Annotated in this window: 14 protein-coding genes; 11 read left to right on the top strand and 3 right to left on the bottom strand. The window is 63.6% G+C overall.

What is annotated here, in order from left to right:
* Nucleotides 1-45: 45 nt before the first annotated feature.
* The 3 genes from BV071_RS28865 (at nt 46) to BV071_RS28850 (ending at nt 3744) form a co-directional block, all read left to right on the top strand.
* Nucleotides 46-651: an ECF-type sigma factor gene (locus tag BV071_RS28865; RefSeq protein WP_052574011.1), complete on the top strand. Its 606-nt coding sequence runs from the start codon at nt 46-48 to the stop codon at nt 649-651.
* Nucleotides 648-2921 carry a serine/threonine-protein kinase gene (locus BV071_RS28860; RefSeq protein WP_035614936.1) on the top strand — a complete coding sequence of 758 codons (2274 nt, stop codon included), beginning with the start codon at nt 648-650 and terminating at the stop codon, nt 2919-2921. The genes BV071_RS28865 and BV071_RS28860 overlap by 4 nt, the downstream gene beginning before the upstream one ends.
* Before the next feature lie 166 nt (nt 2922-3087).
* Nucleotides 3088-3744, top strand: coding sequence for a hypothetical protein (locus BV071_RS28850; protein ID WP_265595023.1), 657 nt, complete (start codon nt 3088-3090; stop codon nt 3742-3744).
* 82 nt (nt 3745-3826) lie between these two features.
* Here BV071_RS28850 and BV071_RS35940 read toward each other — a convergent pair whose 3' ends face one another.
* Nucleotides 3827-4900 carry a redoxin domain-containing protein gene (locus BV071_RS35940; protein WP_035614929.1) on the bottom strand — a complete coding sequence of 358 codons (1074 nt, stop codon included), beginning with the start codon at nt 4898-4900 and terminating at the stop codon, nt 3827-3829.
* Here BV071_RS35940 and gatC point away from each other — a divergent pair.
* From gatC to BV071_RS28810, 7 genes are all read left to right on the top strand, one after another.
* A complete protein-coding gene (gene gatC, locus BV071_RS28840; protein ID WP_265595022.1) occupies nt 4899-5318 on the top strand; it encodes an Asp-tRNA(Asn)/Glu-tRNA(Gln) amidotransferase subunit GatC in 420 nt (139 codons plus the stop codon). The genes BV071_RS35940 and gatC overlap by 2 nt on opposite strands.
* Before the next feature lie 47 nt (nt 5319-5365).
* Nucleotides 5366-6793 carry an Asp-tRNA(Asn)/Glu-tRNA(Gln) amidotransferase subunit GatA gene (gatA, locus tag BV071_RS28835; RefSeq protein ID WP_035614927.1) on the top strand — a complete coding sequence of 476 codons (1428 nt, stop codon included), beginning with the start codon at nt 5366-5368 and terminating at the stop codon, nt 6791-6793.
* A gap of 92 nt (nt 6794-6885) precedes the next feature.
* Nucleotides 6886-7359 carry a 50S ribosomal protein L9 gene (gene rplI / locus BV071_RS28830; RefSeq protein WP_035614925.1) on the top strand — a complete coding sequence of 158 codons (474 nt, stop codon included), beginning with the start codon at nt 6886-6888 and terminating at the stop codon, nt 7357-7359.
* Nucleotides 7360-7772: 413 nt separating this feature from the next.
* Nucleotides 7773-9230 carry a replicative DNA helicase gene (gene dnaB / locus BV071_RS28825; RefSeq protein WP_035614923.1) on the top strand — a complete coding sequence of 486 codons (1458 nt, stop codon included), beginning with the start codon at nt 7773-7775 and terminating at the stop codon, nt 9228-9230.
* Nucleotides 9231-9236: 6 nt separating this feature from the next.
* Nucleotides 9237-9536: a hypothetical protein gene (locus BV071_RS28820; protein ID WP_035614921.1), complete on the top strand. Its 300-nt coding sequence runs from the start codon at nt 9237-9239 to the stop codon at nt 9534-9536.
* Between the two features lie 21 nt (nt 9537-9557).
* Nucleotides 9558-9824 carry a hypothetical protein gene (locus tag BV071_RS28815; RefSeq protein WP_035614918.1) on the top strand — a complete coding sequence of 89 codons (267 nt, stop codon included), beginning with the start codon at nt 9558-9560 and terminating at the stop codon, nt 9822-9824.
* 70 nt (nt 9825-9894) lie between these two features.
* A complete protein-coding gene (locus tag BV071_RS28810; protein ID WP_035614916.1) occupies nt 9895-10692 on the top strand; it encodes a T3SS effector HopA1 family protein in 798 nt (265 codons plus the stop codon).
* A 31-nt stretch (nt 10693-10723) separates the two neighbouring features.
* Here BV071_RS28810 and BV071_RS28805 read toward each other — a convergent pair whose 3' ends face one another.
* Complete coding sequence (locus BV071_RS28805) at nt 10724-11758, bottom strand: DUF4328 domain-containing protein (protein ID WP_035614913.1); 1035 nt, start codon at nt 11756-11758, stop codon at nt 10724-10726.
* Here BV071_RS28805 and BV071_RS28800 point away from each other — a divergent pair.
* On the top strand, nt 11757-12524 hold the full coding sequence (locus BV071_RS28800; protein WP_035614910.1) for an NIPSNAP family protein: 768 nt from the start codon (nt 11757-11759) through the stop codon (nt 12522-12524). The two genes, BV071_RS28805 and BV071_RS28800, sit on opposite strands and share 2 nt — an antisense overlap.
* A 147-nt stretch (nt 12525-12671) precedes the next feature.
* Here BV071_RS28800 and BV071_RS28795 read toward each other — a convergent pair whose 3' ends face one another.
* Entirely contained in the window at nt 12672-14000 is a 1329-nt protein-coding gene (locus BV071_RS28795; RefSeq protein WP_265595021.1) for an aspartyl protease family protein, read from the bottom strand.
* Between the last annotated feature and the right edge of the window lie 112 nt (nt 14001-14112).

The following is a 14112-nucleotide window of genomic DNA, read 5'->3' as shown; positions in this document are numbered from 1 at the left end:
GGGTCAAAGGCTGGCCGAACGCCGGATCTCCGCTATTTTTCGGGCATGCCCAACCCAAGCCCGCAGGCTCCCGAGTCCAGCGGAGAGCCGCCCTCCGAGCAGCTCCTGCAGCTGGTCCATGAGGAGCTGCGCGCGATGGCAGCGGCGAAGATGGCCGACAAGGCCGCCGGGCAGACCCTGGAGCCGACTGACTTGGTTCGCGAGGCGTGGCTGCGGCTCAACCGTAGCGGGCAGAAGTGGGAATCCCGCGGCCAATTTTATCGCAGCGCAGCGGTGGCGATGCGCCGCATTCTGGTCGACCACGCCCGCCGGAAGTCATCGCCCGAAGGAGCCGGCGGCTGCTTGCGTGAGGATCTTGCGCACCTCGATCCCGCGGCGGTGGAGCCGGGCGAGCACCTGCTGCTGATGGACGAGGGCCTGAAGCGGCTCGAAGGCGATGATCCTGAGAGCGCGGAGATCGTGATGCTCAAGTTTTTCTGCGGGCTTTCCAACAAGGATGCCGCCCTCACGCTCGGCATCAGCGAATTCACGGTCGAGGGCCGCTGGGCCTTTGCCAAGGTTTGCCTGATGCGAATCATGCGCGAGCTGGCCGGACCAGCCGCGCCCCTGAAGAGGAACGCCACTCCGACGCTGCCGATGCGGGAACCATGAACGGCGACGCCTCCAGAAAGATCGACAAGGCCCTGTTCGAGGCCGCGTCGGCCATTGACGATGCGGAGGCCCGCCAGGTTTTCCTGGCCATGGCCTGCGGCGTGAGCGCTGATGCCGCACGTGTGACCCGCGTCACGGAGTGGCTGGAGGAGCAGGAATTCGCCGAGGCCTTTTTCCGCAACGCCGCGATCGAGCGTGCCGCGGTAAGCTTCGAGGTGGCGGAGGAGATGGAGAGCGGTGCCTTGTCTTGCCAGCTTGATCCGGTCGAGGATGCCCCGGGTTCGCGGGTCGGCCGCTATCTTCTGTTAGAGCGGATCGGCGAAGGCGGTTGCGGGGTGGTGTACATGGCGGAACAGCTCGAACCGGTACAACGGCGGGTGGCCCTGAAGGTGATCCGCTCCGGGCTGGACAGTGCCGGCGTGATGGCCCGCTTCGAAGCGGAGCGGCAGACGCTGGCGCTGATGGATCATCCGGGAATCGCACGGGTTTTCGATGCCGGTGCGACGGACAGCGGCCGGCCTTATTTCGTGATGGAGATGGTGTTCGGGGATAGGATCACCAGCCACTGTGACACGAAGCGCCTGGGGCTGCGGCAGCGTTTGGAGCTGTTCATCCAAGTCTGCCAAGCGATCCAGCATGCGCACCAGAAGGGCATCATCCACCGTGACATCAAGCCTTCGAACGTGCTGGTCTCGGACCAAGACGGAGCGGCGCTGCCAAAGGTGATCGATTTCGGGATTTCGCGCGCGGTGGAAGCCAGGCTGAGCGACGAAACCTACGCCACCACCCACGGCCAACTCATCGGCACCCCGGCCTACATGAGCCCGGAACAAGCGGAAGGCGGGCAGGACCCGGATACCCGCGGCGACGTGTATAGCCTCGGCGTCTTGCTTCATGAATTGCTCACCGGCCGGACGCCCTTCGATGGCAAGCGGCTGAGCCGGGCAGGCCTGTTCGAGATGCTGCGAATCCTGCGGGAGGAAGAGCCTCCCGCCCCCTCGCTGGTGCTGTCACGACTTGGCACGGAGGAACTCGCGGAGGTGGCGACGGCGCGGGACTGCACTGCCGCCACCCTGGTCACTGCGGTGCGGGGTGACCTGGATGGCATCGTCGCCAAGGCGATGGCCAAGGAACGGGCGGGTCGCTATGATACCGTCAATGGCCTCGCTGCGGACCTGCGGCGTTTTTTGAATGATGAGCCGGTGTCAGCCCGTCCGCCCGGCAAGGTCTACCTGCTCCGCAAGCTCTTGCGGCGCCACAAGCTGGTATTCGCGGCGGCCGCGGCCGTGACCCTGGCCTTGGTCGCGGGCTTGTCAGTTTCCAGTTGGTTCTACGTGCGCGAGCGCGAGGCGCGGCAAGTGCAAGTGAGCTTGCGTGAAACCGCGGAAGCAGCCCGCGCCAACGAGGCCCACATGCTCCAGCAGTCGAAGGCCCGCGAATCCGTTTCGCTCGCGGCCATGCGCCTGGCCGAGGGCAGGATGGAGGAGGCCGACCAGTTGCTGCTCGAAACGCCGCTGGCATCGATCGATCCCTCGCGGGAGGCGGCGAACGTATTCCTCGCCTTGGGCGACTGGAATGCCATTCGCCAGCGCACGAACATGGCTGCCGACTGTTACGCCATGTTCCTGCAAGCCAACCGACGTGACCCAGCGCCAGTGTCGCAATCCAGCATGATGCTGATCTCCGTCGGGCCTACCTTGGTGGAAGCGGGAAGATATGCCGACTACCAGCGCTTTCGCAGCGACGTGATCGACCGCAGCGAGAAAATCGAGGACCCGACCGCCGTCGGCCACCTGCTCAAAGCCTGCCTGCTGATGCCAGCGGACGAGGCGCTGCTGGCGCGGATGCAGCCACACGCGGAAAGGCTGACCATGATCCTTTCCGCACCCACCCATCCCCAGAGCATGGATGCCTATCAGAGTGCGTTCACCGCCCTCTCGCTCGCGATGCTGGCCTACCGCAGCGGCGATTCCCAAGGGGCTCTGGAATGGTGCGCGAAGTGCTGGTCTTACCCGGATTCAAACGAAGCGCGCACTGCCTCGATTCACGCGATAGCTGCCATGGCCACGCGACAGCTCGGCCAGACAGCCCAGGCAAATATCGAACTGGCCCGGGCGCGGGCGCTGCTGGCCGCCCCCTACGATCGCGACGTCGTCTATCCGCGGGGCCAGGGCACCGGGATGTGGCTCGACTGGTCGATCGCGCGCGTGCTGGAACGCGAGGCCGCCGGGCTCATCGGCTGCCAGGACGAGGACGGTGAAACGCGCTGAGCGCCGCGGGAATCCGAATGCCCCGCGGTCTGAACAAAGAGGCGATGGCCTTCAGAAAACGGAGCGACTTTTCACCAAAGGCAGGAGGAACCACGGATGAACACAGATTACCACGGATAAAGAATCTTGATGGCTCCGGCCCAGCCCTCGCATCTTGGTTGTCGTGATGAAACGGTCCTGGGTCCTTCTGATCTGCCTTCTGTTAGCGCTGCTACTAGTCCCGGTGGCTTGGAAACTGGCCGCCGTGAATGCGGCAGGCAGCCGGGCGTCAAGCAAGGGGTCGTCCTCCTCCACCGAGTCCGGCGATTCCATGGCGGCCGGTAGTGATGAGGGAAAGGCGAGCCGCCGGCCCACGGACTTCGCCGCCAAGGCGAAGTCCATGCTGGAGTTGCGCGCCGGCGAACTGGGGATCCTGCCGATTCCCGCCGACTTCGTGGCGGATGTCGTTGTCGTGCCCGGCGAGTCAGCCGCCGAGCTAGGAGTGCCTCTAGTGCGAGGCATGATGTCCAAGACGATTGCCTGCCAGCTTCTTGAGAAGGCGCTCCGGCAAGGTGCGACGATTCAGGGGAAAGTCGGGAGTGGGGCGGAGGGCATCGCTTGGAAGGGAGAGAAGATCGATATCAGCGCCCGCTTGGAGAACGCCGGGGAGGGCTTTCCGGAACTCCGGATCGAGTCTTCGGAAGATGGCGGGACGACGACCAAGATGGCCATGCAACTTGCCGCCGGTACTTGTGCGGTGGTGCGCTATCCCTCGGGGCGGAGCGTGTTGGTCGTCATTGGCAAGAGCCTCCCGACTGGAGAGGTTACCGAGGAAGGAAAGTAGGCGAAGTGTCCCCCGAGCGGTCCCCAAGAGCTGCTTCGCTCGACCAGCGCCAGCGACAGTAAGGTCGCTGCTCCTTATCGGGCTACTTCTTATCCTCTAGCAGCGCCGCGGCCGTGAGCTCGACGAAGGAACTGACTCCACCGACGTAAGCAATCTTGCGGCTGCCATCGATCACGTAGGCGAGCGGCCATGAGGCCACGCGGTACTGCGCACCCAGCTTGTTGTCCGGGTCGGAGAAGTTCGGCCACTTGATCCCGCGGGTGGACTGCAAATCGGCGAGCTGGGCCTGGGCATCACGGTTCACGCCGACGACTTCGAAGGGCTTGCCGGCAAAGCGCTCCTTCATCAGACGCACCATTTCGACCAATTGGCCATTGGTGTCTTCCTCGAAGCGCCAGAACAGCAGCACCACCACCTTACCGCTGTATTCGGAGAGCTTCATCGGCTGGCCGCTGGAGCCGACGCCTTCGAGGTCCGGCGCGACGCGGCCCTTGCTGAGGAATTGAATGATGTAGAGTTCGTCCTCCGCCATCTTGGCGACGCTCACGCCGTTGATCTCGATCTCGCTGCTCTCGATGATCGACTTGCGCAGCAGGGTCAGGCGGCGGCGCATGACTTCCGGCTCGTCGCTGAGATTCTTCAGGAGCATCGCGGCACCGAGCGCAGCCACGCCCTGGGTCTTCTTATCCGGGCTATCGCGCTCGATCTTTTCCAGCAGCGGCAGCGCGTTTGGATCGTCTGCGGCGACCGCCGCCATGCAGAAGGCGGTCAGGTTTTTGCTGCCGAGGTGGCGGGCCTCGATCGCCTTGCGGATCTCCGGGAAAACGGTGCTGACCAGTGGCTTGCCATTCGCGTCCTTCACCTGCTGGCCGGCGGTCACCCGCAGCAGCCAAGCGGCGGAATCCAAAGTCCAGTCCTCCGCGAGGTTCGTCTGGATCGCCGCCCACATTTCACGCGCGGGCGGTCCCACATCCGGGCGGGCTGCGGCCACCTTCGACCGCTCCTCGGAAGTCTGGGCGACCTTCAACTTCAGCACCCAGAGCTGGAAGTCGCGGTCATAGGCCTCGCGGATCCCCGCAGCCTGCTTGGGCGTGCCTGCCCAGGCGTGCAGCGTGATGGCGGCGAATGCCGTGGCGAGGAGGATTGAAAAACGCATGCCGGAAACCCTAGCCCGCCATGCGGCGCTGACAAGTCCCTCGAATGGCCTCAAGCGGGGATGTCGCGCCGGGCTGCTCGCAATCCTTGCCCCGGCCGGGGCTTTCCTCTCCAATCCGCCGCCGATGGCCACCGAACACATCAACGTCAGCTACGTCGCGGCCTTGGCCCGGCTGGAACTCAGCGCCGAGGAATGCGAGGTTTTCCAGCGCCAGCTCGATGCCATCCTGGGCCACGCGGAATCGCTGGCAGCCCTTGATGTCACGGGCATCGAGCCGACTTCCTACCCCGCCCCGGTGTATGACGTGATGCGGGAGGACGAGCCGCGCCCGAGCCTGCCGCAGGAGGCGGTGCTGGCGAATGCCCCCGACCGGGCCCAAGAGCAGATCCGGGTGCCTAAAGTGATCGCGGATGCCTGAGGCCCAGCGATCTGAAATTTGAAATCTGAGATTTGAGATTTTCCCCGATGTCCCTGTCCACATCCACCATTTCCGCGCTGCGCCAGCGTCTGCAAGCCGGCGAGATCAGCGCCGTCGATATCGTCGAGGACCTCGCGGCCGCGATTGCCGCGAAGGACGGCGAGATCGGCTCCTACCTTTCGCAAGACCTTGAGGCAGCGCGCACTATGGCGGCACAGGCCGACCTGTCGAAACCGCTCGGCGGCATCCCGATCGCGATCAAGGACAACATCAACGTCATCGGCCATCCCTGCACCTGCGGTTCGCGCTTCTTGGCCAGCGGCTACACCGCCCCTTACGACGCGACGGTCACGGAGCTGCTGAAGGCCTCTGGGGCGGTGCTTTTCGGGCGGACGAATCTGGATGAGTTCGCGATGGGCTCGGCGACCGAGAATTCCGCGCTGAAGCTGACCCGCAACCCGCACGACCTGTCCCGGATCCCGGGTGGCTCCTCCGGTGGCTCGGCGGCGGCGGTGGCGGCGGATCTGGCGATTGCCGCGCTCGGCTCGGACACCGGCGGCTCGATCCGCCAACCGGCTTCACATTGCGGTGTGGTGGGTCTGAAGCCGTCCTACGGCCGGGTCTCGCGCTACGGACTGGTGGCCTTCGCGTCCTCGCTGGACCAGATCGGACCGCTCACGAAGTCGGTCGATGATGCGGCGCTGCTGCTGCAAGCGATCGCCGGGCCGGACCGTCGTGACTCGACCTGCCTGAACCTGCCGGTGCCGGACTATCTTGCGGACCTCAACAAGGGCGTGGCGGGAATGCGCCTGGGCATCCCCCGCGAATACTTCGGCGAGGGCATCGACCCCGCCGTCCGCGAGCAGGTGGAGGCCGCGACCAAGCGCCTGCAGGCTGCGGGTGCGGAGCTGGTGGACATTTCCCTGCCCCACACCGAGCACGCGGTGGCGACCTATTACATCATCGCCCCGGCCGAGGCGTCTTCGAACCTGTCGCGCTTCGATGGCATCCGCTACGGCAAGCGCGCGGATGCGCCGAAGGACTTGGCGGACCTCTACCAGCGCTCGCGCGAGGAAGGCTTCGGGCCGGAAGTGAAGCGCCGGATCATCCTGGGCACCTACGTGCTCTCCTCCGGCTACTACGATGCCTACTACGCCCGCGCGCAGAAGGTCCGGACCCTGATCCGCCGGGACTTCGAAACGGCTTTCGGGCAGGTGGATGCGATCCTGACCCCCGTGGCACCCGCCCCGGCGCGGAAGATCGGCGAGAATGCCGACGATCCGCTGCACGAGTATCTCTCCGACATTTTCACCCTCGGGCCGAACCTGGCCGGGCTCTGCGCCATCTCCGTGCCGGCGGGCAGCGTCCCCTCCGGGGAGGGCACGAATCTGCCGGTCGGGCTCCAAATCCTGGCGCCCCACATGGGCGAGTCGACCCTCTTGCGGGTGGCCAAGGCGGCGGAGATCGCCCGGTAAACGGGCCTTTTTCGCCCGGTTTTGCTTCTTCCCTTGACTCTGCGGCGCTGGGAGCCTACTTCCGCCGCCCCAACGAACGAACCACGACTCTCATGGCCAACGCTCAAGTCATTCTCAAAGAAAAGATCGAAGGTCTCGGCGCCGAGGCGGATGTCGTCAAGGTGCGTGCCGGTTACGCCCGTAACTTCCTGATCCCTCAGGGCAAGGCCTACGAAGCGACCAAGTCCAACCTGCGCCACGTCGAGAACCTCAAGGCCAGCCGCGCCAAGCGCGAAGCCGTTGAGCTCGAAGAAGCCAAGGAACTGGCGAGCAAGGTTTCCAAGCTGCGTCCGAAGTTCACGCTGGAACTCGGCCAAGGTGGCAAGGCCTTCGGTTCGGTGACCGCTCTGGACATCCACAAGGAACTCGAAGCCGCTGGCATCAAGCTCGACCGCCACGCGATCGAACTGGAGAAGCCGATCAAGAAGTCCGGCAAGAGCGAAGTGGTCGTCCGCGTCCACCCGGAAGTCAGCACCATCCTCACCATCAACGTCGAAGCGAACGGCGAAGAGGAAGCAGAAGGCTGATATCTCCCCTGCAAGTTTTTCACAAGGCGCGGCTCCGTTAGGACCGCGCCTTTTTCGTGCCCGGAAAGCGTTAGGACTTATTCACAGCGATTCACGAAGTGAGTGGAAACCGCGCATAGGAACGATTCTTGGTGGCTGGAACGAGGGAGATGGTCGGACACTTGTTCACATGGCTGTGAAGATCTCCAGCTTCTATCAAAAAGGCTCATGGGGCTTGTGAATGGGTGAGGCGAGGTTTTCGCACCTTGTTCACAAGTTTTCGCGAAGGGCCGCGTGCATGAAGTTGCGAGCCTTGTGCCCAAATTATTCACAGCTTGCCCAGATTGACCCCCGGGCACCGGACTTGCTACAACCCACCGCCGCCCCCAAGAAGTCGTCCTCTTCTCCGCGGCGTCGCCCTTACCACCTGACCCATGGCCGTCGATACGAAGCCCGCCCGCCCTACTGACTCCCCCGCCCTTCAAGCTGCCGACGCCAATGGTGCCGCTGCGTCGGATGTGACGCGCTCGATGCCCCACGCGCTGGGGCCGGAGAAGAGCATCCTGTCCTCGATGCTGAAGGATCCCGAGCAGTGGATCGGGATGGCGCTGGAAGAGGGCCTGACGCGGGAACACTTCTACCTGCCGGCACACGGGCTCTTGTTCGAGACGCTGCGCGAGCTGAATGCGGCGAGCAAGGAGATCGAACTGGTGTCGCTGGTGCAGCTGCTGCACGACCGCGGCAATCTCGAGAACGTGGGTGGCCCGGCGGCGGTGACGGACATCTTCACCTATGCGCCGAACGCGGCGCACTTCAACGGTCACCTGAAGATCGTGAAGGACAAGTATGTGCTGCGTTCGGTGATCCGGACCTGCACGGAAGCGGTGAGCGAGGCCTACGAGAACCCGGAGGAAACGCTGACCCTGTTAGACCGGGTGGAGTCGAGCGTGCTGGGCATCCGCCAGGGCAGCGAAGGTGTGGTCGGCTTCCACATCAAGCAATCGGTGCAGGAGGTGATGAATCACTTCGAGGCGCTGCTCCACGGCAACCTCGAGGTGCAAGGAGCGCCGACCGGTTACATCGATCTGGACCGCATGACCAAGGGTCTGAAGCCGGGTGAAATGTTCGTGGTCGCAGCGCGGCCCTCGATGGGCAAGACCTCGTTCATGATGAACATCGCGGAGCACATCTGCGTGGATCAGAAGATCCCAACGATGGTGTTCTCCTGCGAAATGACGGCGTTCCAGATCGTGCAACGTCTGCTTTTCTCGCGGGCGCGCTTCGCGATGGCGCAGCTCGGGAAGGGCTTCAAACCGAACAAGGAGCAGCTCATCCGGCTCAAGCGCGCTGCGGAAGAGATCGCGGTCTCCAAGCTCTTCGTGGACGATACCGCGGGTATCTCGATCGACACGCTTCGCGCCAAGGCGCGGCGCAAGAAGCGCGAGGATGGACTCGGCTTCATCGCGATCGACTACCTGCAGTTGATGAAATCCGGATCGAAGCAGGCACAGAACTCACGTGAGCGTGAAATCGGTGAAATCTCCGCGGGTATCAAGGCGCTGGCGAAGGAACTCAGTGTGCCGATCCTGGTGCTGGCACAGCTCAACCGCGGTCCTGAAGGCCGAACCGGCAAGTCGCTGGGTGTGCCGCGTATGTCGGACTTGCGTGAATCGGGAACGATCGAGCAGGACGCCGACATGATCGGCCTGCTCTACCGGACGGCTTACTACGCCGAGACGCCGGAAGAGAAGGAGGCGGAAGCGGGACGCGCCGAGCTGCTGTTGGCCAAGAACCGTAACGGTGAGACGGGACACGTTCCGCTGACCTTCATTGCGGAGCTGATGCGGTTTGAGACGCGGGTGCGGGATGAGAACGAGCAGGCGCCGGAGTAATCCAAGATGGGAGGAGAGATCACAGCGACCGGTCTTGCTCTCTCCGCCCAACGGGCACTCCTCGGCAATGTGCCTTCCAGCTTGCGCGCCGTATCCGTCGAAGCGGGAAAAGGCATCCTGCGCTTCCGGGCGATCTTCAACAGCGATCCCGATCAAGGCACGCGTGATTTCCTGAGCACCGCGGCTGCCGAAATGATCGCCGATCTACAGGCACCCTGTTCGCTGGATGAACACTATCCAGTGGTGCCGGCACCATTACCCATGGAGCACCTCGCCCAGCTCGTGTATCTCCGGGCGGAGGAGTAAACGAGCGCGACTGAACTTGCGATGCCGCCGAAGAAGAAAGGGAATGAAAAGCCGCTGGTGGGGGCCGCCTTGGTGAAGGAGGTCAACCGGCGGATTCGTTTGGCGCGGAGCTTGTGGGACGCGCACCGGAATGCGGCTTGCCGGGGTGAGCGGGAGAAGGCGATCGCGCTGTATGAGACGCTGACGGAAGCGGAGAAGGAGAAGGTGCCGCAGGAGCTGCGGGTGTGGCTGCGATACCGCAGCGAGAAGTATTTCGGCGAGGGGCGGACGAAACCGGGAGAAAACTAAGGGTCCGCGCTTCGCGGGGAATTCATGGAATCTGCAAACGCTGATCGAAAGAATCGCCGACCGTCACAACATGCCGGTGCCCGCTAGCAACGAAATCGACCAGATCCTGGACCTGCTGCACGGGGAGATCCCCGCTGCGGAAAGGACCAGTATCCGCGAGGAGGAATTGCTGGTGCGAATCTACGGCTACTATGCCCGCTTCGCGGAGCATGCCGAGGAAACCGACCGCCTGCTGCTGAGTCCGGATTGCCATGCGAGCTACTCTGCCGCGATCAGCATGGCAGCTGACGAGGCCGGGCTACGCGAACGCCCGAGCCGTGAGCCGGAGCCACACTTCCGCTACTTCGGCACGGGAAGGACCGAGGGGCCTGCCAAGGGACAGCAGTGCAGGATCTATCTGAACGCCTGCCCCAGCACCATCACGCACAGCTTCAGTGCCACCGCCGCGATCTTGCGGACGCTGGAGGAACCTTTCGAATTCAAGATCCCCGCGCATCCGGCGGATTTCGCCCGGGCCGACAACTTCATCATCTATCTCCACCGGGCATCGCGCCCGCGGGCGACCAGCGCCCTGGCGATGTCAGGCCGATCACTTGGAAGGTATCTGCGGCCACAGGTCCCGCGCTTCACGCGTCAAGTAGCACCGGGCATCGCCTGGGGAGAAAGTCCGCGCGATGGCAGCAGCTTCGGCCAGCAGAGGGCGGAGCTGTTGGCCACAACGGTGGCGCACTTGTGGCGCTCCGCCGACGCGGCGGAGATCCAGGAGCCGGTCATGCGGGAGCTTCTGGCCCGGGCCGGATACTATCCCGAAAACTTCCACCTGAACCCTATCCCGCACGACGATTTTGCGGGGTTCTCCCGGCACTGAAGGATCGCTGGAGCCGTCCGCGCCTGGAGCGCTATTCGCTCTCTTCCACCAGCCGGACCTGCATGGCGGTGATGCGCGTGATCAGCATCACCGCGACTCCCACCAGGAAGAGGTTTTCCACGGTGGCGGTGATCAGCATGACCGTGGCAGATCTCAGGGTCTCCACGTCGTTGACCTGCTTGGAAAGAACGACAGCAATTTGGGTCAAGACGATGCGGGCGATCCAAAGTCCCCACCACCAGCCCAGCAGGGATGGCACTTTCTCAAGCGCCCAATGCCGCGGATTGCTGCTCACCTGCCAGATCTCCCTCATCGACTGGAAAGGACGGAAGAGGCTCGCGATGGGGATGAAGTACCAGCCGACCGCCCAGCCCGGGGTGAACTCCATGCGCTCCGCGCCGAAGCCGCGACAATTGAGATTCGCCCGGTAGATCCACATGCCGAAGACGACGATGGTCGAAAGGGAGCTGATGGTGAGGAGCGTCCCCAGCATCATCTGGCGGGAGTCATTGGCAGCCGCAGTTTCCGCAGTGATTGAGCCGCTGTTCGCGAGCTGCAATTGGGCGAAGTGGCCCAGCAGGTTGAGCGCCAGGATGATCCCGTAGATCCAGAGCATCATCTTCAGCAAGCGGGTGAGCTTACGGGGATCCTTGGTGAAGGTGTATCGCCCGGGAATCGGCTCCGGCGGCGCGGGCACCGGATTCACGGAAGGAGGCGCGTAGGGCGACAGTGGGGCCGCAGGGGCCGGAGCCGGAGGAGGCGGCGGTGTGGTCGCCGGCGGGAAAAGCTCCCGCAGCGGCCGCCAGTCGCTCATTCCCTCTTTCCAATAGATCGCATCCGCCTCAAGCCGCCCCTGCCGGAACATCGATTCCACTTCCGGCTCGGGATACTGGACCGGGGCTTCGCCGTTCTGGGAGATGTGGAGCTTGCTCATGCTGTGGAGGTTCCCGCAGGCGCGTCGCGGGCTGGCGGGACTATTCCAGAGGGGATTCCGGCTGTCGACGTTGCGGGCAAGCCGCGATTCGGGTTTGCCATGGCCGGAGAGCGGCGTGAGTCTCGCTGCCATGTTCAAAGCTCTCGCCGTCGGTCTTGCCGTTTTGGGGATGTCATTCACCGCCACCGCCCAGGAGAAGCAGCGTCTCTATGAGCTGCGGACCTATCATGCCGAGCCGGGCAAACTGGACGCGCTGCTGACCCGCTTCCGCGACCATACCTGCAAGCTCTTCGAGAAACACGGGATGACCAACGTGGCCTACTTCGTGCCGGTGGACAACGCGGACAACCTGCTGGTCTATCTGCTGGCCTATCCGGACAAGGAGGCGCGGGACAAGGCGTGGAAGGAATTTGGCAGCGACGAGGAGTGGAAGAAGGTGGTGGCCGAGTCCGAGGCCAACGGCAAGCTGGTCGGCAAGGTCGATGAACTTTATCTGATGCCGACGGAGTTTTCGCCAGGCTTTGCGCCTGCTGCGGCAGGAGCTCCCGATCGCTTGTTCGAGATGCGGACCTACACGACCGGGCCGGGCAACCTGCCGGCGCTGCACCAGCGCTTCAAGAACCACACGATCGAACTCTTCAAGAAGCACGGGATCACCAACATGAGCTACTTCCGCTATCTGGGCGGGCAGCCCGGCGCGGAGAACACGCTGCTTTACTTCCTGGCCCACAAGGATGCCGAGACAGCCAGCAGCTCCTGGACGAACTTCCGCGCGGACCCGGTGTGGGTGGCGGCGAAGAAGGCATCCGAGGATGCGGCGGGTGGTTCCCTGACGGTGCTGCCGGATGGAGTGAAGTCGGTATTCCTGAAGCCGGTTGATTTCTCGCCGGTGAAGTGAGGGGCTGCCAGAAGTGCTTCAGATCAGGTAGAAATAGGTCTTATAGGACATATAGGACCTATCGCTCGCATTTCACTGCATCCTCAACGGCTCGCCGGGTGGGAGCTCCACCCCGGCGAGCCTGTGCGATGATCAGTAGCCCGACGGCTATTTTAACAGACCCTTTTCACGGGCGCGGGCGATGAGCTGTTCGGCCTGTTCGGGCTTCAGTGCGAGCTTGCCGCCCTTGGCGGCCGCGTCCGTGACAAGCTTCTTGGCTTCTTCGTCGCCATGCTCGGCCAGCTTTTGGATGGCGGTAGCAAGGTCCGCCTTCTTCTCGACCTCCGCCTTGTCCCCGAGCAGCCCCAAGCTGCGGGCGCGGGCAATGAGTTGTCCACCTTCCAGAGAAGACAATTCGAGGTGGCCCTGGTTTTTGATGGCATCGTCGTGAATCGCGATCGCCTGCGGGTCACCGTGCTCGACCAAGGCATGGAGTGCCACCGCGATGAGACGGGTATCAGCGGCCTCGGCCGGGCTCGCCTCCTTGGCGCTGAAGAACACACCCCGCTTGCAATCGAGAAGGGCATGAACCCGGTGGATCTGGTCCAGGCCGAGAATGCCAGCGAGCGGGACCTTGCTGCCATCGGACTGCCGGGTATTCTTGCTGATGGCCGTGAGATCGGTGCCATACACCGTGATGCGGCCCAAGCTCACCGTTCCTCCCAGGACCACTTCGGTGTTCCCTTCGGTCAGCGGCTTGAGTCCCTCGCCTGCGCCCTTGGCGACCGCCTTCGACTTGGCGAGTTCGACGCCTGCTTGTTTGGCGAAGGAATCGTCCAGCACCGTCGTCGCCGCACCGGTATCCACCACCATCACGCCGTCCTTCCCGTTGACGCGGACCGGCAGCGACCACAGAAATTCGTGCTCCTTCCTGGCGACCCCGCCGATGGTTCGACGAGTCATGGGAATTTCCAGCAAGCCATCCGGTGCACGGAAATATCCCGCAGGATCGAGGCGCATGGTCCCGTCGACGCAATCGAGTAGCGCACCTGCAGAGGAAAGGTCATCCAAGCCGATGACACCCAAGCCATCCGACTCTCCTTCCACCGCCGCGATGGGAATGAAGGTATGGGTGCCGGATAGCTTCGGGAATGCGTCCGCCTTCTGGCCGGGCACCGAGATGGCGACTTTGCCCTCCATGATCTTGCCCAAGTCCCCGGCGATGCCCTTGCCCTGCGCGCCTTCCACCTCCTTGAGCGTGACATCCAGCTCCTTGGCGAGACGGTCGCAGAGACTGGTCGCCGCAGCTCCCGTGTCCACCATCAGGTGGCCCTTCTTGTTTTGGATCTCCACGGGCAAGGTCATCAGGCCGTGGCTCCAGTTGAGCTTGATGGGAGCCGGGGCATCCGCGGACGGCTCCGCCGGGGCCGCAGGAATTTCTGTCCCAGCTACACCCGCCAGCGCCAAGGCGCAGGCCAATCGCAAGAGTTCATTCATGGGAGGGATCATTTCGAATATGTTCGGGCTCCCCAGCGGCGCAAGCTTCCAAAGTTTATCTTAAAAATACCGTTTTGACCGATCTGGGCACTTGGAGTGAGATTTTTCGAGT

Source organism: Haloferula sp. BvORR071 (assembly GCF_000739615.1).
In the GTDB taxonomy this organism is placed as follows: Bacteria; Verrucomicrobiota; Verrucomicrobiia; order Verrucomicrobiales; family Akkermansiaceae; genus Haloferula.
Note: the sequence above shows the minus strand (reverse complement) of the source record. Positions and strands in the feature narration are given on the sequence as shown.

Excerpts from the sequence above, each read along its gene's own strand:
- gatC (WP_265595022.1), top strand. The coding sequence starts at position 4,899 with ATGCCGGAAACCCTAGCCCGCCATGCGGCGCTGACAAGTCCCTCGAAT.
- BV071_RS28800 (WP_035614910.1), top strand. The coding sequence starts at position 11,757 with ATGTTCAAAGCTCTCGCCGTCGGTCTTGCCGTTTTGGGGATGTCATTC.
- gatA (WP_035614927.1), top strand. The coding sequence starts at position 5,366 with ATGTCCCTGTCCACATCCACCATTTCCGCGCTGCGCCAGCGTCTGCAA.
- BV071_RS28850 (WP_265595023.1), top strand. The coding sequence starts at position 3,088 with ATGAAACGGTCCTGGGTCCTTCTGATCTGCCTTCTGTTAGCGCTGCTA.
- BV071_RS28810 (WP_035614916.1), top strand. The coding sequence starts at position 9,895 with ATGCCGGTGCCCGCTAGCAACGAAATCGACCAGATCCTGGACCTGCTG.
- BV071_RS28820 (WP_035614921.1), top strand. The coding sequence starts at position 9,237 with ATGGGAGGAGAGATCACAGCGACCGGTCTTGCTCTCTCCGCCCAACGG.
- BV071_RS28795 (WP_265595021.1), bottom strand. The coding sequence starts at position 14,000 with ATGAATGAACTCTTGCGATTGGCCTGCGCCTTGGCGCTGGCGGGTGTA.
- BV071_RS28865 (WP_052574011.1), top strand. The coding sequence starts at position 46 with ATGCCCAACCCAAGCCCGCAGGCTCCCGAGTCCAGCGGAGAGCCGCCC.
- BV071_RS35940 (WP_035614929.1), bottom strand. The coding sequence starts at position 4,900 with ATGCGTTTTTCAATCCTCCTCGCCACGGCATTCGCCGCCATCACGCTG.
- dnaB (WP_035614923.1), top strand. The coding sequence starts at position 7,773 with ATGGCCGTCGATACGAAGCCCGCCCGCCCTACTGACTCCCCCGCCCTT.
- BV071_RS28815 (WP_035614918.1), top strand. The coding sequence starts at position 9,558 with ATGCCGCCGAAGAAGAAAGGGAATGAAAAGCCGCTGGTGGGGGCCGCC.
- rplI (WP_035614925.1), top strand. The coding sequence starts at position 6,886 with ATGGCCAACGCTCAAGTCATTCTCAAAGAAAAGATCGAAGGTCTCGGC.
- BV071_RS28860 (WP_035614936.1), top strand. The coding sequence starts at position 648 with ATGAACGGCGACGCCTCCAGAAAGATCGACAAGGCCCTGTTCGAGGCC.
- BV071_RS28805 (WP_035614913.1), bottom strand. The coding sequence starts at position 11,758 with ATGGCAGCGAGACTCACGCCGCTCTCCGGCCATGGCAAACCCGAATCG.